22 protein-coding genes are annotated in these 22,234 nt (G+C 70.3%); 10 read left to right on the top strand and 12 right to left on the bottom strand.

Annotated features, from left to right (window positions below):
- Position 1 precedes the first annotated feature (1 nt).
- Positions 2–1,051, top strand: a complete 1,050-nt coding sequence (locus tag ASF40_RS12800; protein WP_235560225.1) for an ABC transporter permease — start codon at positions 2–4, stop codon at positions 1,049–1,051.
- On the top strand, positions 1,048–3,387 hold the full coding sequence (locus ASF40_RS12795; RefSeq protein ID WP_056369554.1) for a glycoside hydrolase family 3 N-terminal domain-containing protein: 2,340 nt from the start codon (positions 1,048–1,050) through the stop codon (positions 3,385–3,387). The genes ASF40_RS12800 and ASF40_RS12795 overlap by 4 nt, the downstream gene beginning before the upstream one ends.
- Positions 3,388–3,461: 74 nt before the next feature.
- Here ASF40_RS12795 and ASF40_RS12790 read toward each other — a convergent pair whose 3' ends face one another.
- Complete coding sequence (locus ASF40_RS12790; protein ID WP_056369552.1) at positions 3,462–4,436, bottom strand: DUF3027 domain-containing protein; 975 nt, start codon at positions 4,434–4,436, stop codon at positions 3,462–3,464.
- A complete protein-coding gene (locus ASF40_RS12785; protein WP_056369550.1) occupies positions 4,420–4,803 on the bottom strand; it encodes a cold-shock protein in 384 nt (127 codons plus the stop codon). The genes ASF40_RS12790 and ASF40_RS12785 overlap by 17 nt, the downstream gene beginning before the upstream one ends.
- A gap of 196 nt (positions 4,804–4,999) precedes the next feature.
- Between ASF40_RS12785 and ASF40_RS12780 the strand changes: the two genes are divergently transcribed.
- The 3 genes from ASF40_RS12780 to ASF40_RS12770 are packed head-to-tail and all read left to right on the top strand — an operon-like array spanning position 5,000 to position 8,697.
- Complete coding sequence (locus tag ASF40_RS12780) at positions 5,000–5,263, top strand: hypothetical protein (protein WP_056369548.1); 264 nt, start codon at positions 5,000–5,002, stop codon at positions 5,261–5,263.
- Positions 5,264–5,268: 5 nt separating this feature from the next.
- Positions 5,269–6,996, top strand: a complete 1,728-nt coding sequence (locus ASF40_RS12775; RefSeq protein ID WP_056369546.1) for a helicase-associated domain-containing protein — start codon at positions 5,269–5,271, stop codon at positions 6,994–6,996.
- Positions 6,997–7,041: 45 nt separating this feature from the next.
- Entirely contained in the window at positions 7,042–8,697 is a 1,656-nt protein-coding gene (locus tag ASF40_RS12770; RefSeq protein ID WP_056369544.1) for a DNA repair helicase XPB, read from the top strand.
- Between the two features lie 57 nt (positions 8,698–8,754).
- Here ASF40_RS12770 and ASF40_RS12765 read toward each other — a convergent pair whose 3' ends face one another.
- On the bottom strand, positions 8,755–10,566 hold the full coding sequence (locus tag ASF40_RS12765) for a bifunctional metallophosphatase/5'-nucleotidase (RefSeq protein WP_056369542.1): 1,812 nt from the start codon (positions 10,564–10,566) through the stop codon (positions 8,755–8,757).
- A 203-nt stretch (positions 10,567–10,769) separates the two neighbouring features.
- On the opposite strand from ASF40_RS12765, the gene ASF40_RS12760 reads away from it, so the two are divergent.
- Entirely contained in the window at positions 10,770–11,318 is a 549-nt protein-coding gene (locus ASF40_RS12760; protein WP_056369540.1) for a TetR/AcrR family transcriptional regulator, read from the top strand.
- Positions 11,319–11,334: 16 nt separating this feature from the next.
- On the opposite strand, the gene ASF40_RS12755 is transcribed toward ASF40_RS12760, so the two are convergent.
- The 5 genes from ASF40_RS12755 to folE form a co-directional block, all read right to left on the bottom strand.
- Positions 11,335–11,805, bottom strand: coding sequence for an SRPBCC family protein (locus ASF40_RS12755; protein ID WP_056369962.1), 471 nt, complete (start codon positions 11,803–11,805; stop codon positions 11,335–11,337).
- Between the two features lie 80 nt (positions 11,806–11,885).
- A complete protein-coding gene (locus ASF40_RS12750) occupies positions 11,886–12,593 on the bottom strand; it encodes a pyrimidine reductase family protein (protein ID WP_056369538.1) in 708 nt (235 codons plus the stop codon).
- Positions 12,593–13,501, bottom strand: a complete 909-nt coding sequence (gene folP, locus ASF40_RS12745; RefSeq protein WP_442922701.1) for a dihydropteroate synthase — start codon at positions 13,499–13,501, stop codon at positions 12,593–12,595. Before folP ends, ASF40_RS12750 begins: the two co-directional genes overlap by 1 nt.
- Complete coding sequence (locus ASF40_RS12740) at positions 13,498–14,718, bottom strand: NAD(P)/FAD-dependent oxidoreductase (RefSeq protein ID WP_056369536.1); 1,221 nt, start codon at positions 14,716–14,718, stop codon at positions 13,498–13,500. The genes folP and ASF40_RS12740 overlap by 4 nt, the downstream gene beginning before the upstream one ends.
- A 28-nt stretch (positions 14,719–14,746) precedes the next feature.
- Positions 14,747–15,349: a GTP cyclohydrolase I gene (gene folE / locus ASF40_RS12735; RefSeq protein ID WP_235560224.1), complete on the bottom strand. Its 603-nt coding sequence runs from the start codon at positions 15,347–15,349 to the stop codon at positions 14,747–14,749.
- 102 nt (positions 15,350–15,451) lie between these two features.
- Between folE and ASF40_RS12730 the strand changes: the two genes are divergently transcribed.
- The 4 genes from ASF40_RS12730 to ASF40_RS12715 all read left to right on the top strand — a co-directional run bounded on the left by ASF40_RS12730 (position 15,452) and on the right by ASF40_RS12715 (position 19,125).
- Positions 15,452–16,144: a helix-turn-helix transcriptional regulator gene (locus ASF40_RS12730; protein WP_056369534.1), complete on the top strand. Its 693-nt coding sequence runs from the start codon at positions 15,452–15,454 to the stop codon at positions 16,142–16,144.
- A 64-nt stretch (positions 16,145–16,208) separates the two neighbouring features.
- Complete coding sequence (locus ASF40_RS12725; protein WP_045298162.1) at positions 16,209–16,901, top strand: response regulator transcription factor; 693 nt, start codon at positions 16,209–16,211, stop codon at positions 16,899–16,901.
- Between the two features lie 166 nt (positions 16,902–17,067).
- Complete coding sequence (locus ASF40_RS12720) at positions 17,068–18,699, top strand: sensor histidine kinase (protein WP_235560240.1); 1,632 nt, start codon at positions 17,068–17,070, stop codon at positions 18,697–18,699.
- A gap of 138 nt (positions 18,700–18,837) precedes the next feature.
- Positions 18,838–19,125: a WXG100 family type VII secretion target gene (locus tag ASF40_RS12715; RefSeq protein ID WP_056369530.1), complete on the top strand. Its 288-nt coding sequence runs from the start codon at positions 18,838–18,840 to the stop codon at positions 19,123–19,125.
- 79 nt (positions 19,126–19,204) lie between these two features.
- On the opposite strand, the gene groL is transcribed toward ASF40_RS12715, so the two are convergent.
- From groL to ASF40_RS12695, 4 genes are all read right to left on the bottom strand, one after another.
- On the bottom strand, positions 19,205–20,824 hold the full coding sequence (gene groL, locus ASF40_RS12710; RefSeq protein WP_045298156.1) for a chaperonin GroEL: 1,620 nt from the start codon (positions 20,822–20,824) through the stop codon (positions 19,205–19,207).
- A 188-nt stretch (positions 20,825–21,012) separates the two neighbouring features.
- Positions 21,013–21,213 (bottom strand): cold-shock protein, encoded by a 201-nt coding sequence (locus tag ASF40_RS12705; protein WP_045298154.1) that lies wholly within the window; start codon positions 21,211–21,213, stop codon positions 21,013–21,015.
- 130 nt (positions 21,214–21,343) lie between these two features.
- Positions 21,344–21,913 carry a LytR C-terminal domain-containing protein gene (locus ASF40_RS12700; RefSeq protein ID WP_056369528.1) on the bottom strand — a complete coding sequence of 190 codons (570 nt, stop codon included), beginning with the start codon at positions 21,911–21,913 and terminating at the stop codon, positions 21,344–21,346.
- 68 nt (positions 21,914–21,981) lie between these two features.
- The gene (locus ASF40_RS12695) at positions 21,982–22,230 is read right to left on the bottom strand and encodes a DUF3263 domain-containing protein (RefSeq protein WP_056369526.1); all 249 of its coding nucleotides are present in this window, start codon (positions 22,228–22,230) and stop codon (positions 21,982–21,984) included.
- Between the last annotated feature and the right edge of the window lie 4 nt (positions 22,231–22,234).

Below are 22,234 nucleotides of genomic sequence, written 5' to 3'. Positions count from 1 at the left end.
CATGAACACCATCGTCAACGACACCACGCAACGGCCGGCGAACGCCCCCGCGACCGCCACCGTGCGCAGCGCGGCCCCTTCCGGCAAGGCGCCCAAGAAGCCCGGCTTCTGGTCGAAGCTGGGCGCCGCTTTCGCGATGTTCCGCAACAAGAAGTCGATCACGGGGCTGTCGATCCTCGGGTTCTTCGTCCTCGTCGCGATCTTCGCCGACGTGCTGGCGCCGTACTCCCCCACGAAGGTCGACAACACGGCGCGCTTCCAGCCGCCGTCGGCGGAGCACTGGCTGGGCACCACGCACATCGGCGAGGACGTGCTGAGCCAGGTCATCCACGGCACCCGCGGCGTCATCGTGGTCGGGTTCCTCGCGGCGATCATCGCCACGATCCTCGCAATCGTCGTCGGCGTGCTGTCGGGCTACCTGCGCGGGTGGAAGAGCGAGGGGCTGTCGGCTCTCACGAATGTCTTCCTCGTGATCCCCGGCATCCCGCTGATCATCGTCGTGGCGTCGATGTTCGAGGATCCGCCCCTGATCCTCATCGCGGGCGTACTGGGCCTCATCGGCTGGGCGTGGGGAGCGCGCGTGCTGCGAGCCCAGACGATGTCGCTGCGCAGCCGGGACTTCGTGCAGGCCGCGCGGGCCAACGGTGAGCCGCTGCGGCGGATCATCACGGTCGAGATGCTCCCGAACCTCATGGCGCTCATCGCCGCGAGCTTCGTGGGCACCGTGACGGCCGCGATCATCGGCCTCACGACGCTGTCGTACATCGGCATCATCCCGGTCACGACCTACAACTGGGGCACGATCCTCAACTGGGCGAGCGCGCAGGGCGCGTTCCGTCAGGGCCAGTGGTGGTGGTTCCTTCCCCCGGGGCTGTGCATCGCCGCCATCGGCGTCGCCCTGTCGCTCATCAACTTCGGCATCGACGAGTACGTCAACCCGCGCCTGCGGTCCGCCGGCGAGCGCGCCCGCGCCATGAAGAAGAAGGGCATGAACGTGAACGACACCGTCACGGTCGTGCGCACCGATCTGAAGACCCAGGAGAACGCGTGACCATCGCGACCATTCCGGCCTACCTCGACGTCGCGCTGCCGGTCGCCGACCGCATCGCGGATCTCCTCGACCGCATGACGGTCGAGGAGAAGATCGGTCAGATGCTGCAGCTCGACGCCCGCGACGACCTCGAGGATCAGGTCGTGCGCATGCACGCCGGCTCGATCCTGCACGCGTCGCCCGAGAGGGTGCTCCGCGCCCGCGAGCTGACCCTGCAGACCCGCCTCAAGATCCCGCTGCTCGTCGGCGAGGACTGCATCCACGGCCACTCCTTCTGGGAGGGCGCCACGATCTACCCGACCCAGCTGGGGATGGCCGCGACCTGGGATGCCGGCCTCGCCGAGCGCGTCGCGCGCGCCACCGCCGTCGAGGTCTCGGCCACCGGCATCCACTGGACGTTCTCGCCGGTGCTGTGCATCACGCGCGACCTCCGCTGGGGCCGGGTCGACGAGACCTTCGGCGAGGACCCGTTCCTCATCGGCGCGCTCGCCTCGGCGATGGTGCGCGGCTATCAGGGCGGCGGGCTCGACGACCCCACCGCGATCCTCGCGACGGCGAAGCACTTCGCCGGGTACTCCGAGACGCAGGGCGGCCGCGACGCGAGCGAGGCCGACATCTCGCGCCGGAAGCTCCGCTCATGGTTCCTGCCTCCGTTCGAGCGTGTGGCGAAGGAGGGATGCCGCACCTTCATGCTCGGCTACCAGACCACCGACGGCGTGCCGATCACGGTCAACGACTGGCTGCTGAACGACGTGCTGCGCGGCGAGTGGGGCTACACCGGCACCCTCATCACCGACTGGGACAACGTCGGACGCATGGTGTGGGAGCAGAAGGTGCAGCCCGACTACGCCCACGCCGCCGCGGCCGCGGTGCTGGCGGGCAACGACATGATCATGACGACGCCCGGGTTCTTCCAGGGCGCCCAGGACGCGCTCGCGCAGGGACTCATGACCGAGGAGGCGCTCGACCGCGCCGTCGCGCGCATCCTGCTGCTGAAGTTCGAGTTCGGCCTCTTCGAGGACCCGCGCCTGCCCGACCGCGAGCGCATCGCCACCGCGGTCGGCTCCCCCGAGCACACGGCGCTCAACCTCGAGGTCGCGCGTCGCTCGCTGGTGCTGCTGCGCAACGACGGCGCGCTGCCGTTCGCAGGCGGCCTCACCGCCGACGCGTCCGGGCGTGCGCTGCCCACGGCGTCCGGCCGCCGCGTCGCGGTGGTCGGACCGCTCGCCGACGACGCGCAGACGCAGCTGGGCGATTGGGCCGGCTCGTCGGGACAGGTGGACTGGATCCCCGACGGCCACCCGCGCGAGATGATCTCGACGGTGCTCGACGGCCTGCGCGCGCACGCTCCCTCCGACTGGGAGATCTCGTACTCGCGCGGCGCCGACATCCTCACGCTCGAGGAGGACCCCGAGGGCGCGTTCTTCCCCGACGGCCAGCCCCGGCCCCAGGTGGTCGTGCCGAGCGCACCCGACGCCGACCTCATCGCCGACGCGGTGGCAGCCGCCGAGGGCGCGGACTACGTCGTCGCCGTCGTCGGCGACCGCATCGAGCTCGTGGGCGAGGGCCGCTCGACGGCGACCCTCGAGCTGGTCGGCGGGCAGCTCGCGCTGCTCGAGGCGCTGGCGGCGACCGGCACGCCGCTGGTGGTGGTGCTGCTGGCTTCGAAGCCGCACGTGCTCCCGAAGACGGTGATGGATGCTGCCGCCCTGGTGTGGGCGGCGAACCCGGGCATGCGCGGAGGCCAGGCCGTGGCCGAGCTGCTGCTCGGACTGATCGAGCCGAGCGGACGTCTGCCGCTGTCGTTCGCGCGCCACGCGGGCCAGCTTCCGATCTACTACAACCAGATCCGCGGCCAGCACGGCGACCGCTACGCCGACCTCACGCAGAGTCCCGCCTTCGCGTTCGGCGAGGGTCTGTCGTACACGACGGTCGAGTACTCCGGGCTGCGCGTCGTCGAGACCGCTCTGCGCAGCGACGACACGGTGCGCGCCCTGGTCGAACTGCACAACACCGGCGACCGGCCCGCGCACGAGATCGTGCAGGTGTACGTGCGCGACAGCGTCACCTCGGTCAGCTGGGCCGACAAGGAGCTCAAGGCCTACCGCCACGTCGACCTGCAGCCGGGCGAGACGGCGACGGTGGAGCTGTCGCTTCCCGTCGCGGAGTGCACGATCGTGGATGCTGCGGGCCGCCGCCTCGTCGAAGCCGGCGAGTTCGAGCTGCTCGTGGGGCCCTCGTCTCGCGAGGACGTGCTGCTCAGTGCCCGCTTCCACGTCGCCGGCGCGTCCGCGCCGTCGGCGGCCGCCCCCGCGAACGTGGTCGAGCGGCGCTGAGGGAAACGCGAAAGGGTGGATTCCCCCGCGCTGCGGGCGGCGGGAATCCACCCTTTCGTCGTGTCCGGAGGAGGTCAGGCGCCCTCGGGGTCGAAGTCTTCGTCTTCCTCGTCGGAGTCGTCCTCGTCGGAATCGTCGTCGTCGGAATCGTCCTCGTCGGAGTCGTCCTCGTCGGAGTCGTCGTCCTCGTCGGACTCGTCGTCGTCGAAGCCGTCTTCGTCGAAGTCGTCCTCGTCATCCGACTCGTCGTCGTCGAAATCGTCATGGCCCGAGCCATCGACGTCCGAGTCATCGTCGAAGTCGTCGTCCGACTCGTCCGACTCGTCGTCCTCGTCCGCGTCATCCTCACCCTGGGCCGAGGCCTCGGCGAGCTCGTCGATGTCGACCCCGTCGACGTCGCCGGCGTGGAGGATGGGCGAGCCGTCCTCGTCGAAGTCGGACGCGTCGAGGTCGTCGATGTCTTCGAGCTCCTCGTGGTCGTCGTCCGCGTCGTCGTCCGCGTGCGCGGCCTCCGCAAGCGCGGCCTGGGCGGCGTGGTAGTCGGCGAGGCGCACGGCCCACGGCACCCAGTCCGGAGCCAGCAGCGCACCGTCGCCGGGGAGCAGCTCGACCTCGAGCACGGTGGGATCGGCGTCGTCCACGCGCGCGAGGCTGACGGTCCAGAACCAGCCGGGGTAGCCTGCGAGGCGATTCGCGAAGCGCAGCGAGACGACGCCGTCGGCTTCGACGCGGTAGCCCGCGGGGTCGCCGATCGTGGCCTCGGGCGTGATCTCGCGGAGCGCGGCGAGCGCCAGGTCGTGCGCGGCCAGCAGCTGCGGGTCGGGGTCGACGGGCACGACGACCTCGACCGCCTCGACGACCTCCGCAGCGTCGTCGGCGCCGTCGGCCGGCGCACCGTCGATGGCCTCGACCTCGACGGACTCGGCCTCGCCGGCCGGTGCTTCATCCGCGACGGCGGGGGCAGCATCCGTCACCGCTTCGTCCGAAGCCGGGTCGGCGTCGAGGACGACGTCGACGACGGGGTCCGTCGGGTCAGGCGTCGAGTTCATCGGCGACCTTGCGCAGGACCGCGGCGACCTTCTTGGCGTGCGCGCCGCTCGGGTAACGGCCGTGGCGGAGATCTCCGCCGATGCCGTCCAGGAGCTTCACGAGGTCCTCGATGATGATCGCCATGTCGTCGGCGGGCTTGCGGGAGCGCTTGGCGAGGCTCACCGGAGCCTCGAGGACGCGCACCGACAGGGCCTGCGGCCCGCGCTTGCCGTCGGCGATGCCGTACTCGAGGCGGGTCCCCGCCTTGGGCGCGGGCGTGCCGGGCGGAAGGGCAGTGGCGTGCAGGAAGACGTCCTGACCGTCTTCGGAGGAGATGAAGCCGAAACCCTTCTCCTCGTCGTAGAACCTGACCTTGCCGGTGGGCATCGAGACCTCGCTGGATCGGCGCCCGCGACGCGTCGCGGGCGATAAAGAGCATGACGAAAGCGGGGTCGTACAACCCCGCCTCCCAGCCTAACGGCATGACGTCCGCCCAGACCCCACGGTGAGGCATCCATCCCGAGCGATCTCAGAGGCGTCCCGTCGGACCGCGGCGCGGACGTCAGCGAGTAGGCTGGTGCGGATGAGCACGAACTCCTCCGGCGACGTCCCCGTCCGCCGCATCGACCGCGTCCTGGCCTTCATGTCGCTGGGCCTGCTCGTGCTCTCGATCGTGAGCTTCTTCGCGATCATGATCGCGTCGGCCTCCGGGGCCGACATGAGTACAGGCATCTGGCCGATCGTCGGAGTGCTGGTGTACATCGCCCCCATCGTCGCGTTCGCGCTGCTGCTCGCAGTCCTCATCATGAGCTTCGTGCGGAGGGCCCGGGCGAATCGAGGGGGCTGACCCGGTTGGCCTCCGACGCGCGCGCCCTCGCGACGCGGCTCGCCGAGCTCGGTGACGCCGCGCTCGCCACGACGCTCGCCGCGCGCGGGGTTTCGCCGCAGGCGGCCTGGCACGACTTCTTCGATGCCGCCGAGGGCCTCCTCGACCCCGCGTCCGTCGACCGGGCGCTGACCCGCCTCGACCGCCATGACCTTCTCGCCCTCGACCTCGGCGAAGCGGGCGTCGACGGCGAACCCGCGCGGCTCGCCCTCACCGATGCCGACGGCTCGCCCTACGCCGCCGTCTCGGAACGCGTGGCGGCCGCCGCCGCAGCCGCACCGCACGCCTTCGCCCCCACACCGGCGCCCCTCGCGCCGGGCCCCGCCGACGCGCGCGCCGCGGCCGCCGCCGCGGAGCGCGCGTTCACCACCGCGGGCTCGCTCGCCGACGTCCTCCTCCTGTGCTCGCATACGCCGCTCGCGCGCACCGGCGCGGGACCGGTGAGCGCCGTGGACCGGCGCCGGCTGTTGGATGCCGGCGCCCTCGAGTCCGCCGACGACCTCGAAGATCTGCTCGCCTCGGCGGCAGCTTCCGGCCTTGCGACGGCGTACGAACGCGAGTGGACCGTCACCGAAGCCGGCGAACGCTGGCTGAAGGCCGCGACCGCGGATCGCTGGGAGGCGATCGCCGTGGGCTTCCGCACCAGCCTTCCTCGGGGGCTGCGCACCTCATCGCACGGCTTCCTGACACCGGATGCATGGCTCGGCATCTACCCGCTCGACCCCGAGTGGCCGGCCCGGGCGGAGCGGCTGCACCGCATCGGCGTGCGCTGGGGGCTGTTCCCCTCGGACCGCTCCCCTGCCGAGTTCCCCTGGACGGCTGCCCTTCGGGCGGGCGAGCGAGCGGATGCCGCCACCATGGCGCCGTACCTCCCCACCGAGATCGACCGGGTCTACCTGCAGGCCGACCTCACCGCGATCGCGCCGGGTCCCCTCGCGCCCGCCCTCGATCTGCGCTTGCGGTCGATCGCGCTGCGGGAGTCGCGTGCACAGGCATCGACGTATCGCTTCACCGCGGAGTCGATCGGCGCCGGCATGACCGAGGGCGAGACGGCCGAGTCGATCCGCGACTTCCTCGCGGGCCTGTCGCTCACCGGCATCCCGCAGCCGCTGGCCTACCTCATCGAGAGCACGGCCAGCCGGCACGGCCTGGTGCGGGTGCGCGCCGACGGCGCCACCGGGCGCACCCGCGTCGAGAGCCTGGACGCGGGCCTGCTCGACGCGATCACCGTCGACCAGGCGCTGCGGCCCCTGGGGCTGCTCGTGCTCGAGGGCGACGACGCGCTCTCGTCCCGCGTCGCGCGCGACGCCGTCTACTGGACCCTCGCCGATGCCCGTTACCCCGTCGTCGCCCTCGACGCGCGCGGGGTTCCCGAGTCGCTCCACCGGCGCACCACGGCGACCGCGTCCACGCCGGCCGGAACTCCGCAGGAGACGTACGCGCGCCTCATCGCCACGCTCCGCGGCGGGCACGGCACCCAGGGCGATTCCGGGTGGCTCGAACGCGAACTGGAGCAGGCGGTGCGCGCCCGCGCCGAGATCGTGGTGGTCGTGCGCATGCCCGACGGCTCCGAGCGCTCCTTCACCCTCGAGGCGGCCGGCCTCGGCGGCGGACGCCTGCGCGGCCGCGACCGCGCCGCCGACATCGAACGGACGCTCCCCGTGTCGAGCATCGTGAGCGTCCACGCGGCCTGAGCGTGCAGCATCCGACCACCGTCCGCCCCGGTAGACTGGTCCGTTATGGCTGACGGCCCCCTCATCGTCCAGAGCGACCGCACCGTGCTCCTCGAGGTCGCGCACCCCGATGCCGAGAGCGCGCGGCACGAACTCGCGATCTTCGCCGAGCTCGAGCGCGCGCCCGAGCACATCCACACCTACCGCATCACGCGGCTCGGGCTGTGGAACGCACGCGCCGCCGGCCACGACGCCGACGACATGCTGGCGACCCTCGACCGCTGGTCGCGCTTCCCCGTGCCCCCGTCGGTGTCGATCGACATCGCCGAGACCGTGGGCCGGTACGGCCGCCTCGTCATCGAGCGCAACAGCGTCGATGAGGGCGGCGACGGCGAGTTGGTCCTCAGATCCACGGATGCTGCGGTCCTCGCCGAGGTGTCGAAGAACAAGCGCATCCAGCCGCTGCTGCTCGGGCACCCCTCCCCCGACACGTACGTCATCGACGCGTGGGCGCGTGGCCAGATCAAGCAGGAGCTGCTGAAGATCGGCTGGCCCGCCGAGGACCTCGCCGGCTACACGCCGGGAACCCCGCACCCGATCGACCTCGCTGAGGACGGGTGGCACCTGCGGCCGTACCAGCGACAGGCCGTCGACATCTTCACGCAGGGCGGGTCCGGTGTCGTCGTGCTCCCCTGTGGCGCAGGAAAGACGCTCGTCGGCGCCGCCGCGATGGCCGACACCAAGACCACGACGCTCATCCTCGTGACCAACACCGTCAGCGCCCGCCAGTGGCGCGACGAGCTCCTCAAGCGCACGTCGCTCACCCCCGAGGAGATCGGCGAGTACTCCGGCCAGACCAAGGAGATCAAGCCGGTCACGATCGCGACGTACCAGATCCTCACCGCGAAGCGGAAGGGAGAGTACGCCCACCTCGCCCTGCTCGACGCCCTCGACTGGGGCCTCATCGTGTACGACGAGGTTCACCTCCTCCCCGCGCCCGTCTTCAAGCTGACGGCCGACCTGCAGGCGCGGCGCCGCCTCGGCCTCACCGCCACCCTCGTGCGCGAGGACGGCCGCGAGGGCGACGTGTTCAGCCTCATCGGCCCCAAGCGGTTCGACGCTCCGTGGAAGGAGATCGAGGCCCAGGGCTTCATCTCGCCGGCCGTCTGCTACGAGGTGCGCGTCGACCTGCCCGCCGGCGACCGCCTCGAGTACGCGGCGGCGGCCGATGATGAGCGCTACCGCCTCGCCGCGACCGCACCCGCGAAGATCGGGGTCGTGCGCGATCTGGTCGCGAGGCACGCGGGCGAGCGCATCCTGATCATCGGCCAGTACCTCGATCAGATCGACGTCCTCGCCGAAGCGCTCAACGCGCCGAAGATCACCGGCCAGACCCCGATCGACGAACGGGAAGAGCTGTACCAGGCGTTCCGCGTCGGCGAGATCTCCGTGCTGGTGGTGTCGAAGGTCGCGAACTTCTCGATCGACCTGCCCGAGGCATCCGTCGCCATCCAGGTGTCGGGGTCGTTCGGCTCGCGACAGGAGGAGGCCCAGCGCCTCGGACGCCTGCTGCGGCCGAAGCAGTCCAACCACACCGCGAGCTTCTACACGCTCATCGCGCGCGACACCGTCGACCAGGACTTCGCGCAGAACCGCCAGCGCTTCCTCGCCGAGCAGGGCTACGCGTACACGATCCTCGACGCGCACTCGCTCGCGGCCTGACCGGCGCATGAGGAGAGCCCGGCGCTGAGTCAGCGCCGGGCTCTCCTGTGGTCGGGGTTACGGAGCCCCGATGATGCGGTCGAGCGGTCCCGGCGTGTACGGGCTGTTCGCCGTCAGGTACGCGGAGAACGCGTCGATGTCGAGCCCGCCGTAGTACACGTTCCCCGCCTCGAGGAACGTCGGGAAGCCATCCCCGCCGCCGGCGAGGAAGTTGTTCGTCACGACGCGGTAGGTCGTCGTGTCGACGAGCGGCTGCCCGTTGAGCGTGACCGTCCCGAGCGTGGTGCCCGAGTAGGTGTACGAGAAGCCCTCGCTCACCTGGAGGATCTTCCTGTTGGATCCCGTGTTCGGGGCCGTCCACTGCTCGTTCAGGATCTCCTTGATCTGCGCGCCGGTGAGGTCGAGCGAGACCAGGTAGTTGTTGAACGGCTGGACCGTGAACGCCTCCGCGAAGGTGATCGAGCCATCCGGCTCGCCGTACGGCGACGTCGGCGACGAGAACGGCAGATCCGCCCGGATCCCGCCCGGGTTCATCAGCGCGATGACGGGGGCGGAGTAAGGTCCGATGACGCTCGGATCGGCCAGCTGCGCGTCGGCGATCAGATCACCCAGCGGAGACTCGCCGGCCACGTTGGCCGTCCTCGTCACGGTCGTCGAGATCTGGCCGACCACCTTGCTCGCGATCGGCGCCACGAGCGCCTGGTACTTGGCGATCAGCGCCGTCTCCGTCGGATCCTTGGGCACGTTGCGCGTCACCAGCATGTTCGCGCTCGTGATCGATGTGCGCACGATGTCCTGGGTCCGCTTGTCGTACGTCAGGTTGGTCTCGGTGTACAGCCGGCCGAACGAGGACGCCGACGTGACCAGGCGGTCGTTGCCCGCGGGGTCAGGGATGTTGCAGACGTACGGCTGGTGGGTGTGCCCCGAGACGATGAGGTCGATCGCGGGGTCGAGGTTCTGCGCGATCGGGATGATCGGGCTGTCGGCCGCGATCTCGGCACCGTTGCCGCACGCCGCGTTGTACGCCGCGCTCGACGGAGGTGTGCCGCCCTGGTGGATCAGCACCACGATCGCGTTCACGCCCTTCGCCTTGAGCACGGGGACGAGCGCGTTCGCCGTCTCGACCTCGTCCTTGAAGTCGAGGCCCGCGATCCCGGAGGCGGTCACGATGTCGGGGGTGTCCTCGAGCGTCATGCCGATGAAGCCGATCTTGGCGCCCTTGATGTTCTCGATCGAGTAGGCGGGCAGGATCGTGTCGTTCGTGCCTTCGTAGACGACGTTCGCGGCGAGGTAGTCGAAGTCGGCGCCGGCGAAGCTGCCGGTCGGGCAGGAGTTCTGGTTGTTCTCGCCGTCGCCGTCGTCGAGGCATCCGCCGTCCGCCATGCGCTGCAGCTCGACATAGCCCTCGTCGAACTCGTGGTTGCCGACAGCCGAGACGTCGAGGTGGAGCGCGTTCAGCGCCTCGATGGACGGCTCGTCGTGGAAGGCGCCAGACAGCAGGGGGGATGCGCCGATCAGGTCGCCGGCCGCGACGGTGAGCGAGTACCGGTGACCCTCGCGCGCCTGCGCGAGGTGGGTCGCCAGGTATTCGACACCGCCGACTCCGGGAGGTGTGAGACTGTCGGTTGTGCCACCCCCCGGAAGGTTGAGGCGGCCGCTGGAACCGGTGGGCGGCTCCAGATTGCCGTGGAAGTCGTTGAACGACAGCAGCTGGATGTCGAGCGTCGGGCCGTTCGGCGTGTTGCCGCCGTTGTTGGGCCCCTTCGGCGGGGCCGCCGACGCGGTTCCCGATCCGACCAGGGCGAGCGCGACCGCGGTGGCGGCGATGACCGCGCCTCCCGCAAGCCGGGCCGTCGATGTCTTGCGCATGTGCACAGAACCCTCCCGTTTTCTGGCGAGCGGCTCTGCCCGCCGAGATGCACGCGTCCTCGTGGGCGCGATCACGAGAAACCTAATACAGGCCCTGCGGATGCGACAGGGGCGATCGGCGAACTTCACGAAACCGGAACGAGGAGGCGACGCCGAGTGTTACTACTTTTGCAGTAGGAGTTGTTCCGCCTAGTGTCGTGGACATGGCATCCACCCGCGATCGCGCGCTCGAAGCCGCGCTCGAGCTCGTGGGCGAGCAGGGCATCCGGGCGCTCACCCACGCCAGGGTCGACGAGCGCGCCGGCCTGCCGAAGGGATCGACCTCGAACTGGTTCCGCACCCGGGACGCGCTCGTCGCCGGCGTCGTGGCCTGGCTCGCCGAAACCGAGCGGGCCGAGTTCGCGGCGGCCGAAGCGCCTCCGGTCGAGACGCGCGAGCAGTTCGTCGAGGCGCTCAGCAGCATGATCGCATTTCAGACCGGACCACGCGCTTCGCGCACGAGAGCCCGCTATGCGCTCTTCCTCGAGGGTGCCGGCGACCCCGACCTGCTGGAACCGCTTCTCACCCAGCGACGGATCTTCGTCGAGTGGACCACCGCGCTCCTGGCGCGCATCGGTGCTCGCTCGCCCGATGAGTCCGTCCGCACGCTCATGGCCGCGGGCGATGGGCTGGTGCTGCATCGTGTGACCGTGGACCCGGATGCCGAGATCCGGCCCGTCATCGAGCGCGCGGTCCGCGCGGCCCTGGACTGATCGCCGGTGCCCGCCTTCAGCGCCCGGTGAGGAACGACTCGATGCGGTCGAACCCGCCCGGCCACACGACGGCCTCGAAGAAGTCGCGCACGTCGACGCTCGGGAAGCCGGTCTGCTCGACCGTCATGAGCGTGCCCCACACCGTGGGCTCGAGCGTGATGTCCACCCGCGAGTGCAGTGCCGGCATCGGCTGTCCGCCCCTCGCCGACTCGGAGACCAGATCGGTGACGAGGCGATGCGGGCGATCGATCACGAGGTACGTCTGCACGTCGTGCACGGCGGTCAGGTGATCCGGATGGAAGCGCGCCTCCCAGGCACCGCCGACGCGCAGGTCGACGGTCGTCTGGACGGCACCGGCACCCGGCGGCGACAGCCAGACCTTCTGCTTCTCGGGATTCACGAGCGCGTCGAAGACGGCCTCTTCCGTGGCGTGCAGTTCACGTCGCAGCTGAAGGCGCAGCTCTTCGCGCGATTCGGTGAGGCTCATGATGACTCCCCTCTCTTCCGGAGTGAGCGTCATACTACGCTTATAGTGCCCTCGGCACTAGGTTTGTAGTAAAACGGGGATCAGTCGTGCGCGTAGCGCAGAAAGACGAAACCCTCGTCGTCGGTCACGACGCTCTCGAGGGTGAACCGTCGGTCCGCCTCGGCGGCGGCCTGCACGATGCGCCCGGCCCGTCCGCCGACGAACCGCGGCGCGAGCGTGACGCACACCTCGTCGACGAGGTCGGCATCCAGCAGCGCGCCGAAGAGGTGCGGACCGCCCTCGCACAGCACCTGCGTCCAGCCGCGACGCGCGAACGCGTCCAGCATCGCGGCGAGATCGACGCCGGCCTCCCCGCACGCCATCACCGATGCCACCGACTCGAAGCGATCGCGGTCCGCGGCGGCGGCAGCATCCGTCGTCACGATCACCGGGCGCCGCACCGCCTCGGTGAAGACCGTGTCGCCCGGGTCGAGGTGCAGACCGCCGCTCACCACGGCGAGCGCGGGCTGGTCGTCGAGTCTGCGGGCACGGCGCCACTCGACGTCGTCGTGATCGACCTTCAGCCCGCCGTAGCCTTCGGCACGCACGGTGCCGGCACCGACGAGCACCACGTCGGCCATCGCGCGCAGCACCTGCATGAGCTCGCGGTCGGTGTCGCTGCCGAGCGCGCCGCTGCGACCGCCGAGGGTGACCGCGCCGTCGGCACTCGAGACGAAGTTCATGCGCACACGCGTGCCGTCGCGGCCGTGGAGTGCATAGGCGTCGAAGAGCTCTGAGCGGGCGGGCATCAGTCGTTCCCCTCGGGTCGGGTGTTGTGCCGCTCGTATGCCGGCCGGCGCCAGCCGAGGATCGCCTCCACCATGCGCATCGCGTCGACGGTCTCCCGCACGCTGTGGGCACGCACGATGCGCGCGCCGTTCAGCGCGCAGAACACGGCCGCGGCCAGGGACCCGGGAAGGCGGTCGCCCTTCTCCCGATCGAGGGCTTCGCCGACGAAGTCCTTGTTCGAGAGCGCCACCAGGAGCGGCGCGCCGAGCCCGGCGAGCTCGCCCAGGCGCCGGGTGAGCTCGAGGGTCTGCCGCGTGTTCTTGTTGAGGTCGTGGCCCGGATCGAGCACGATGCGCGAATCAGGGACGCCGCGCTCTCTCGCCAGCTCGCGGCGTGCGACGAGGAACTCGGCGATGTCGCCGATCACGTCGTCGTAGTGCGGGAGCGGATGCTGCGTGCGCGGCGCAGCGAGACTGTGGGCGATCACCACCCCGGCGCCGCCCCTCGCGACCACATCGGCCATCGCCGGATCATGCAGTCCGGTCGTGTCGTTGATGATCGCGGCGCCGGCGTCGATCACCGCCCGCGCGACCTCGGGGTGGAACGTATCGACGCTCACGCGTGCGATCGGCGCCAGCTCGCGCACGACGGGAACGACGCGAGCGATCTCCTCGTCGACCGGCACCGGCGGGCCGGGCGCGAACTTCACGCCTCCGACGTCCACGATCTCGGCGCCGGCCTCCACGGCGGCGACGCCCGCCGACACCGCGGCATCGAGCGCGAACGTCGCTCCGCGGTCGTAGAAGGAGTCCGGCGTGCGGTTCACGATCGCCATCACCGCGATGTGCCGCGACAGGTCGAGCGCACCGCCCGGCAGGTCGAGCACCGGAGCGAGCAGGGCCGAGGCGGTGTCGGGCGCGAGTGTCACGGGATCAGGTCCTCCAGCGGAACCTCGGGGTCACGCAGCCGGTCGGGGTCGATCCTCGCGCCGGAGCGGATGAGGTCCTGCACCTTGTCGTTCACGTCCCACACGTTGACGTTCATGCCCGCGACGATACGGCCGTCATCCACCCAGAAGGCGATGAACTCGCGCGCGTCGAGATCGCCGCGCACCACGATCTCGGCATCCGTCATCAGGGGCGCGTACCCCGACAGCTCCATGCCGAGGTCGTACTGGTCCGTGTAGAAGTACGGGATGTCGTCGAAGGATGCCGGCTGCCCGAGCATCGACCGCGCCGCGACCTTGCCGGCGTTCAGCGCGTTCGCCCAGTGCTCGCTCCGCAGATGCCGCTGCAGCACGGGGTGGAAGGCGTTGGCGATGTCTCCCGCGGCGTACACGTCGGCCGCGCTGGTGCGCAGCGCCTCGTCGGTCAGGACCCCGTTCAGGATGTCGAGCCCCGCCTCCTCGGCGAGCACCGTGTTCGGGGAGGCACCGACTCCGACGAGTACGAGGTCTGCGGGAAGGGTCTCGCCGTCGACGACGACACCTTCGGCACGCCCGTCGCCGACGATGCGATCCACGTCGACCGACGTGCGCAGGTCGACACCGTGCTCGAGGTGGAGCGTGCGGAAGACCTCCCCCATCTCGGCGCCGAGCGCCATCGCAAGCGGCACCGCGTCGCGCTCGAGGATCGCGACCTCGTTGCCGAATCCGCGCGCCGTCGCTGCGACCTCCATGCCGATCCAGCCCGCGCCGATCACCACGAGTCGCTTGCCGCCGTCGCGCAGCTGCGCCCTGAGCTCGTCGGAGTCGTCCAGACGCCGCAGCGTCATGACCCCGGGCAGGTCGTGGCCGGGCAGCGGGATCATCCGCGGTGTCGCGCCCGTCGCGAGCAGAACGGCATCGTATGTCAGCCGCTCACCGTCCTCGAGTTCCACCGCGTGCGCGGCGGGCTCGAGGGAGGTGACCGCGACGGCGGTGATCAGGCGGATCCCGCGCTCCTCGTACCACGCGGCGGGATGCAGGACGACGGCATCCAGGTCCTCGGTCCCCGCGAGATACCCCTTCGACAGCGGAGGGCGCTGGTACGGCGGATGCGCCTCGGCGGTGACGACGGTGATGTCGCCGTCGAACCCCTCGTTGCGCAGCGCCTCGGCGGCCGTTCCGCCGGCAAGGCCTCCCCCGATGATCAGCATGTGGCTCATGACGACTCCTCTCGCCCGTGTCGACGCGTCAGACGGGGCGCGCTCCGATGAATCGTGCCTGCAGCGCCGGGTCGGCGGCGAGCGCCCCGCGGAACGCCGTGGTCGTGGTGAGGGCGGTGTCGGTCCGGACTCCGCGCGCGGACATGCACAGGTGCTCCGCCTCGACGACGACGCCGACCCCGCGCGGGTCCAGTGCGGTCTCGAGCGTGCGCGCGATCTGCACCGTCAGCGACTCCTGCACCTGAAGCCCGCGTGCGTGGTGCGCGACGACGCGCGCGAGCTTCGAGAGGCCCACCAGGCGATCGCCGGGCACATAGCCCACCGTGGCGGTGCCGCGGAACGGCAGCAGATGGTGCCGGCAGAGCGACACGAACGGGATGCCGCGTACGACGACCGGCTCGTCGTACGCGTCCTCGTTCGCGAACGTGGTCATCTCGAACGGCTCGGGCGTGGTCATCTCGATGAACGCGTCGGCGACGCGCCGCGGCGTCTCGGCCAGGTCGCCCTCGTCCGGATCGAAGCCCAGCGCCGCGAGCAGATCGCCGACGGCGATCATCGCCGCGTCGCGATCGATCGGAGCCTCGTCGGGCAGGGCGTGCAGCGCCGTCGCGTGCGCCGGAGTCGACATCATCCCCACTCCTTCGTGTTGAGCACGATCGGCTCGTCTGATCCCGACGGTAGAACTCTCCGATTCTTTTGTCAAGATTCCTAGTTTTAGAGGTAGACTCACGCCGTGAGCATCCTCACCCCCAACCGCGCCGAGGCGGTCGCGGCACTCGCCGATCCGCAGCGTCGCGAGCTGTACCGGCTCGCGACCGATCGGCCGATCGGCCGCGACGAGGCCGCAGCCGCGTTGGGCATGCCGCGGAGCACGGCGGCGGTGAACCTCGATCGACTGGCGGAGGCCGGCCTCTTGACGGTGTCGTACGAGCGGCGTTCGGGTCGCACGGGCCCGGGCGCGGGGCGCCCGGCGAAGCTCTACCGCGCCGCCGACGCCGAGCTCGCCGCCACCGTCCCGGAACGCCACTACGAGCTCGCCGGGGAGTTGCTCGCCGCCGCGGCCGCGGAGGCCGACGAACGAGGGGTGCCGGTGCGCGATGCGCTCGACGCCGAGGCATTCGGCGCAGGCGCTGCGATCGGCGCCGGATGCGCCGACCTCGAGGCGGCGCTCACCCTGTGCGGCTACGCGCCGCGCGCGAAAGGCGCAGTCTCTGCGGATGGCACAGCGGACGCAGCATCCGCCGCCGATCTCGTGCTCGAGAACTGCCCCTTCCACGCCCTCGCGACCCGGCACACCGCCCTCATCTGCGGAGCGAACCTCGAGCTCGTCCGGGGCCTCGCGACCGCCACCGGCGATCAACGGACGCCTGCGCTGGTACCCGCGGCGGGCCGTTGCTGCGTCGAGATCCGGCAGAGCGCCGGCTGACGGATTCTCGGCCGCGTCGCCGGATATCCAGACGCCGCATGGGTTCCGCCGACATAATGAGGGCATGACCGCACCGCGCATCCTCGTCGTGGACGACGAACCGAACATCCGCGACCTGCTGATCACGAGCCTGCGATTCGCCGGATTCCAGGTACGGGCCGTCTCGAACGGCGCCCAGACGATCTCGGCGGTGCTCGAGGAGGAGCCCGATCTCATCATCCTCGACGTGATGCTGCCCGACATGAACGGGTTCAGCGTCACCAAGCGCCTCCGCGGCGCCGGCTACACCGCGCCGATCCTCTTCCTCACCGCCAAGGACGAGACCGAAGACAAGATCACCGGCCTCAACGCCGGAGGCGACGACTACGTCACCAAGCCCTTCAGCCTCGACGAGATCGTCGCCCGCATCCAGGCGATCCTGCGCCGCACGATGCAGGCCGACGAGGAGTCCGTGATCCGCGCCGGCGAGATCACGATGGACCAGGACACCCACGACGTGCAGGTGGGCGACGCGTCCATCGACCTCAGTCCCACCGAGTTCAAGCTGCTGCGCTACCTCATGCTCAACCCCAACCGCGTGCTGTCGAAGGCCCAGATCCTCGACCACGTCTGGGAGTACGACTTCAACGGCGACGCCGGCATCGTCGAGAGCTACATCTCGTACCTGCGCCGCAAGATCGACCCGCACTCGTCCGAGCCGCTCATCCAGACCAAGCGCGGCTTCGGCTACATGCTGAAGGCCGGCAAGACCGCTTAGCCTGGAAGCGCCGCCCGGCGCGGCAGCGAGCGAGGGGGACGATCTGGCGCACAAGCCCGACGCGATCACCCGGTGGTGGCGCGGCACGAGTCTGCGCGCGAAGGTCACCGGGGTCACCGTCGCGCTCCTCGGGATCGGACTCATCGCCGCCGGCGTCGGCACCGCGCTGTTCCTCCGCAATTCGCTGATCGACGGCGTCGAGGCCCAGCTCCTCACACTCGGAGGCAGCGAGGCGGCGGCCCCGCTGCTCGAGTTCTCCTCGGTGGACGGCCGGCTCGCCGTGGAGGAGAAGGACAACACGGGCTCGGACTACTTCGTCGCCGTCTACGAGCCGACGCAACCGGAGGACAACCTCCTCGCCCTCGTCGGCGGGCGGGGCGGTCCGTCTCCGGACGTGCCCAGCACGCTGACGCCCGAGACCGCGGTCACGGACGACGGCAAGATCGAACCGCTCACGTCGAGCGACGGCGAAGTCGAGTTCCTGTCGACCGTGTCGATCCAGCAGTCCGAGGACACCGGCATCCTCTACCCGCAGCTGGTCGCGCTCCCGTTGGGCTCGGTCAACCGCACGATCGCGCAGTACATCGGCATCTACTCGATCCTCGCGCTCGTGGTCCTCATCGCCGGCGCGGTGGCGACGCGCTTCCTCGTCACCCTGACCTTCCGCAGCCTCGGCCAGGTCGAGTCGACCGCCGACGCCATCGCGGGCGGCGACTTCAGCCTGCGCATGACCGACATCGAGCCGACGACGACCGAGGTCGGCCGCCTCAAGACCGCGATCAACGCGATGCTCGACCGCGTCGACGCCGCGCTCTCGCAGCGCGACTCGACAGTGCGGCAGATGCGACGGTTCGTCGGCGACGCGAGCCACGAGCTGCGCACGCCACTGGTCACGGTGCGCGGCTACGCCGAGCTGTACCGCATGGGGGCAATCCGCGGCGACGAAGACGTCGCCCAGTCGATGGAGCGCATCGAGAAGGAGGCGATCCGCATGGGCGTCCTCGTCGAGGACCTGCTCGCACTCGCCCGGCTCGACGAGCGCCGCGACGTCGTGATCGGCCCCGTCGATCTGCGCCCCATCGCCCGGGACGCCGCCCTCGACGTGCGCGCCGCCTCGCCGATGCGCCCGGTCGCCGTCATCGACACCACGATCGGCGAGCCCGCGCTGCCGCCCGAGGACGAGGCATCCGTCCCGCCCGAGACGAAGCGCCGTGCCGGCGGGCCGTCCGCCATGTCGCGCGCAGGTGCGACGCTGTCGCTGCTGCGCCGCCGCCCGAAGCCGGTGCCCGCGGCGGGCGCCGCGGCGAGTGCGGCGTTGCCGACGATCCTTCCCGACGCCGAGCCGGGGCCGGCCGTTGACGGCCTCCTTCCGGTGGTGCTCGGCGACGAGAACCGTATCCGCCAGGTCGTGACGAACCTGCTGGGGAACGCCCGGCGCTACTCGTCGGACGAGTCCCCCGTCGAGCTGCGCGTCGGCGTCGACGTGCGCGACCGCATGGGCTGGATCGAGGTGATCGACCACGGCGAGGGCGTGCCCGACCAGATCAAGGACAAGATCTTCCAGCGCTTCTGGCGCGCCGACACGTCCCGCACGCGCGAGACCGGCGGGTCCGGTCTGGGCCTGTCGATCGTCGCCTCGATCGTCGAGGCGCTGCACGGTTCGGTCGGAGTCTTCGACACGCCGGGCGGCGGGGCGACGTTCCGCGTGGCGTTCCCGCTCGCCGACGCCCGCGACGCGGCCGAGCACGTCGATCTCGCGACCCAGCCCATGGCGAGGCTCACCGACGCTTCAGAATGAGCGTCTCCTCCCCAGCCGCGGCCCGCGACGCATCGTGCACAGCTGACGACGGATGCCTCTGCCCCGCCTCGCGGGACGCCTAACGTGACTTCACCGCGGTTCGGCATCCGGCCGCCGCACGTTGATCAGGAGCCCTGAATGGCCGTCTTCACCGTCGACAGCGACAGCATCCTCACCTCGACCGCCACGGTGCGCGGCACGATCGACCGGCTGCAGGCGGAGTCGAACGCGATGCTCGCGCAACTCACGCAGCTGCAGTCGTCGTGGACCGGATCGGCCTCGGCCGCCTTCGCCGGAGTGGTCGAGCAGTGGCGCGCCACGCAGCGTCAGGTCGAGGAGTCGCTGACGAGCATCAACGCCGCGCTCGCGGCGGCCGGCCGCCAGTACGCCGACACCGAGCTCGCCACCACGAGCCTGTTCCGCTGACCCCCACCGGAACGCAGAACGGCCCCTCCCCGAGGAGGGGCCGTTCTGTGAACGCGTTACGCGGTCGTGGAATTCTGGATCAGAAGTCCATGCCACCGGTCGGGTCGCCGACGGGAGCGGCGGCCTTCTCGGGCTTGTCGGCGACGACGGCCTCGGTCGTGAGGAACAGGCCGGCGATCGACGCGGCGTTCTGCAGCGCCGAACGGGTCACCTTGGCGGGGTCGATGATGCCCTGCGCGAACAGGTCACCGTACTCGCCCGTCGCGGCGTTGAGGCCGTGGCCGAGCGGGAGCTCCGACACCTTGTTCGCCACGACGCCGGGCTCGAGACCCGCGTTGAGGGCGATCTGCTTGAGCGGAGCCTCGATCGCGACGCGCACGATGTTGGCACCGGTCGCCTCGTCACCGGTGAGCTCGAGCGAGTCGAGCGCCTTGCGGCCCGACTGGATGAGCGCGACGCCACCACCGGCGACGATGCCCTCCTCGACGGCAGCCTTCGCGTTGCGGACGGCGTCCTCGATGCGGTGCTTGCGCTCCTTGAGCTCGACCTCGGTGGCCGCGCCCGCCTTGATGACGGCCACGCCGCCGGCGAGCTTGGCGAGGCGCTCCTGGAGCTTCTCGCGGTCGTAGTCGCTGTCGGTGTTGTCGATCTCGCGGCGGATCTGGGTCACGCGACCCTCGATCTGGCCTGCCTCGCCGGCACCCTCGACGATCGTGGTCTCGTCCTTGGTGACGATGACCTTGCGCGCACGGCCGAGCAGGTCGAGGGTTGCGTTCTCGAGCTTGAGACCGACCTCCTCGGTGATGACCTGGCCGCCGGTGAGGATCGCGATGTCCTGCAGCTGCGCCTTGCGACGGTCGCCGAAGCCGGGAGCCTTGACGGCGACCGACTTGAAGATGCCGCGGATCTTGTTGAGCACGAGGGTCGCGAGAGCCTCACCCTCGACGTCCTCGGCGATGATGACGAGCTCCTTGCCGTCCTGGATCACCTTGTCGACGACGGGCAGAAGGTCCTTGATGTTCGAGATCTTCTGGTTCGCGATGAGGATGTACGGGTCCTCGAAGACCGCCTCCTGGCGCTCCGGGTCCGTGACGAAGTAGGGGTTGATGTAACCCTTGTCGAAGCGCATGCCCTCGGTGAGCTCGAGCTCGGTGCCGAAGGTCTGCGACTCCTCGACGGTGACGACGCCTTCCTTGCCGACCTTATCGATCGCCTCGGCGATGAGCTGGCCGATCTCCGGGTCAGCGGCCGAGATGGACGCGGTCGCGGCGATCTGGTCCTTGGACTCGACCTCCTTGGCCGACTCGAGCAGCTCAGCGGTGATGGCCGCGACAGCCTTCTCGATGCCCTTCTTGAGCGAGATGGGGTCGGCGCCGGCCGCGACGTTGCGCAGGCCCTCGCGGACGAGCGCCTGGGCGAGAACCGTGGCGGTCGTGGTGCCGTCACCTGCGACGTCGTCGGTCTTCTTGGCGACCTCCTTGACGAGCTCCGCGCCGATCTTCTCGTACGGGTCGTCCAGCTCGATCTCCTTGGCGATGGAGACACCGTCGTTCGTGATCGTGGGGGCGCCCCACTTCTTCTCGAGCACGACGTTGCGACCGCGCGGGCCGAGCGTCACCTTGACGGCGTCGGCCAGGATGTTGAGGCCGCGCTCGAGGCCGCGACGGGCCTCCTCGTCGAAAGCGATGATCTTTGCCATGTGTGTGTCGTCCCTCCGGAACGTTGGCTTTGGGTATTAGCACTCAATGAAGACGAGTGCTAAATCATTCTGGCACTCGACCCTATCGAGTGCAAGCCGCGGGGACGGATGCTGAAACGCAAGGAGACGGGACGCCTCTCGGCATCCCGTCTCCGGTGTCGGTTCAGCGTCGGGCGCTGAGCCGGGCGTCAGACGACGCGCACGGACTCGGCCTGCGGCCCCTTCTGGCCGGAGCCGACCGTGAACTCCACGGTCTGCCCCTCCTCCAGAACGCGGAAGCCCGACATGTCGATGTTCGAGTAGTGGACGAAGACGTCCTGGCCGTCGGCGACGGTGATGAAGCCGAATCCCTTCTCGGCGTTGAACCATTTGACGGTGCCCTGGGTCATGCGTTTCTCCTGTTGCCGGCGGTGCAGGGCTTCATCGTATGCAGGCGAAATCGCGGCATCCGCGCGTTTCGTCACTTGTTGACATGCAGGCACACAAGTGTTTACCGGCGCGAAACACGCACTCGACGGGTCAGGGCGTAGGGGCCGGGGTCTGCCCCGCAGCGGTGCGGTCGAGACCGATCACGACGGTGAGCTGCGGCACGCCCTCCGTGGTCGCGGGGTACGCCTCGCTCTGCTCGATCTCGGCGCCTCCGATGACGCCGGCGAGGCCTGCTGCCGCGGCTTCATCAGCAGGGTCGACGTAGAACACGGTGGTCGTCGGGAAGTCCTGCGACCCCGCCTCGCCCGCGGTCACCTTGTCATCCGCCCAGCCCGCACCGACGACGACGTCCTTCATCTGCGTCGCGAGCCCTTGCTCGGGGGTCGCGTTGAGGATCATGACGTCGTAGTTCACGTCGACGACCGGCGTGACCTCGGGGACCGGCTCGACGGTCGGGGTGGGAGTGGGGATCAGCTCGATGCGTCCGGACGCCAGCAGCGTGCCGAAGATGCCCACGACGATGAGCACGACGGTGGCCAGCGCGGCCCACAGCAGGACGACCCATCCGCGCATGCGCGGGTTCTCGGCCCGGTGGGCGCCGACGCGATCCGTCTCCGGCACATCGTCGAAACGATCCCGGGGGAAGCTGGTGGTCGGCACCCGTCGATGTTACCCGCCGGAGGCCGGGCGTCCGGTCTGCGACGGTCCGCGTGGCGCGCAGCGGCGGGTCAGCGCGCGTCGGCGGCGCGGCCGGCGCGCTCGTGCAGGCGCGCCTCGCGCAGCCGGCGGAGCCGCTTCACGAGCATGGGGTCGTGCTCCTGCGCGCCGGTCGTGTCGATGAGGCGGCCGAGCAGCTGGTAGTACCGCGCCGGCGACAGGCCGAGGTCGGAGCGGATCGCCTCCTCCTTGGCCCCCGCGTGCCGGCGCCACTCGGCCTCGAAGTCGAGGATGGCGCGGTCGCGGTCGGTCAGAGGCACGCGT

The organism is Microbacterium sp. Leaf288 (genome assembly GCF_001422925.1).
Lineage (GTDB): Bacteria > Actinomycetota > Actinomycetes > Actinomycetales > Microbacteriaceae > Microbacterium.
This window is presented reverse-complemented; position numbering and strand designations above follow the sequence as displayed.

What these genes read in the sequence shown, in the direction of transcription:
- ASF40_RS12800 (WP_235560225.1), top strand. Translation starts at nt 2, where the DNA reads ATGAACACCATCGTCAACGACACCACGCAACGGCCGGCGAACGCCCCC.
- ASF40_RS12790 (WP_056369552.1), bottom strand. Translation starts at nt 4,436, where the DNA reads ATGAACTCGACGCCTGACCCGACGGACCCCGTCGTCGACGTCGTCCTC.
- ASF40_RS12785 (WP_056369550.1), bottom strand. Translation starts at nt 4,803, where the DNA reads ATGCCCACCGGCAAGGTCAGGTTCTACGACGAGGAGAAGGGTTTCGGC.
- ASF40_RS12780 (WP_056369548.1), top strand. Translation starts at nt 5,000, where the DNA reads ATGAGCACGAACTCCTCCGGCGACGTCCCCGTCCGCCGCATCGACCGC.
- ASF40_RS12770 (WP_056369544.1), top strand. Translation starts at nt 7,042, where the DNA reads ATGGCTGACGGCCCCCTCATCGTCCAGAGCGACCGCACCGTGCTCCTC.
- ASF40_RS12765 (WP_056369542.1), bottom strand. Translation starts at nt 10,566, where the DNA reads ATGCGCAAGACATCGACGGCCCGGCTTGCGGGAGGCGCGGTCATCGCC.
- ASF40_RS12760 (WP_056369540.1), top strand. Translation starts at nt 10,770, where the DNA reads ATGGCATCCACCCGCGATCGCGCGCTCGAAGCCGCGCTCGAGCTCGTG.
- ASF40_RS12755 (WP_056369962.1), bottom strand. Translation starts at nt 11,805, where the DNA reads ATGAGCCTCACCGAATCGCGCGAAGAGCTGCGCCTTCAGCTGCGACGT.
- ASF40_RS12750 (WP_056369538.1), bottom strand. Translation starts at nt 12,593, where the DNA reads ATGCCCGCCCGCTCAGAGCTCTTCGACGCCTATGCACTCCACGGCCGC.
- ASF40_RS12740 (WP_056369536.1), bottom strand. Translation starts at nt 14,718, where the DNA reads ATGAGCCACATGCTGATCATCGGGGGAGGCCTTGCCGGCGGAACGGCC.
- folE (WP_235560224.1), bottom strand. Translation starts at nt 15,349, where the DNA reads ATGATGTCGACTCCGGCGCACGCGACGGCGCTGCACGCCCTGCCCGAC.
- ASF40_RS12725 (WP_045298162.1), top strand. Translation starts at nt 16,209, where the DNA reads ATGACCGCACCGCGCATCCTCGTCGTGGACGACGAACCGAACATCCGC.
- ASF40_RS12715 (WP_056369530.1), top strand. Translation starts at nt 18,838, where the DNA reads ATGGCCGTCTTCACCGTCGACAGCGACAGCATCCTCACCTCGACCGCC.
- groL (WP_045298156.1), bottom strand. Translation starts at nt 20,824, where the DNA reads ATGGCAAAGATCATCGCTTTCGACGAGGAGGCCCGTCGCGGCCTCGAG.
- ASF40_RS12705 (WP_045298154.1), bottom strand. Translation starts at nt 21,213, where the DNA reads ATGACCCAGGGCACCGTCAAATGGTTCAACGCCGAGAAGGGATTCGGC.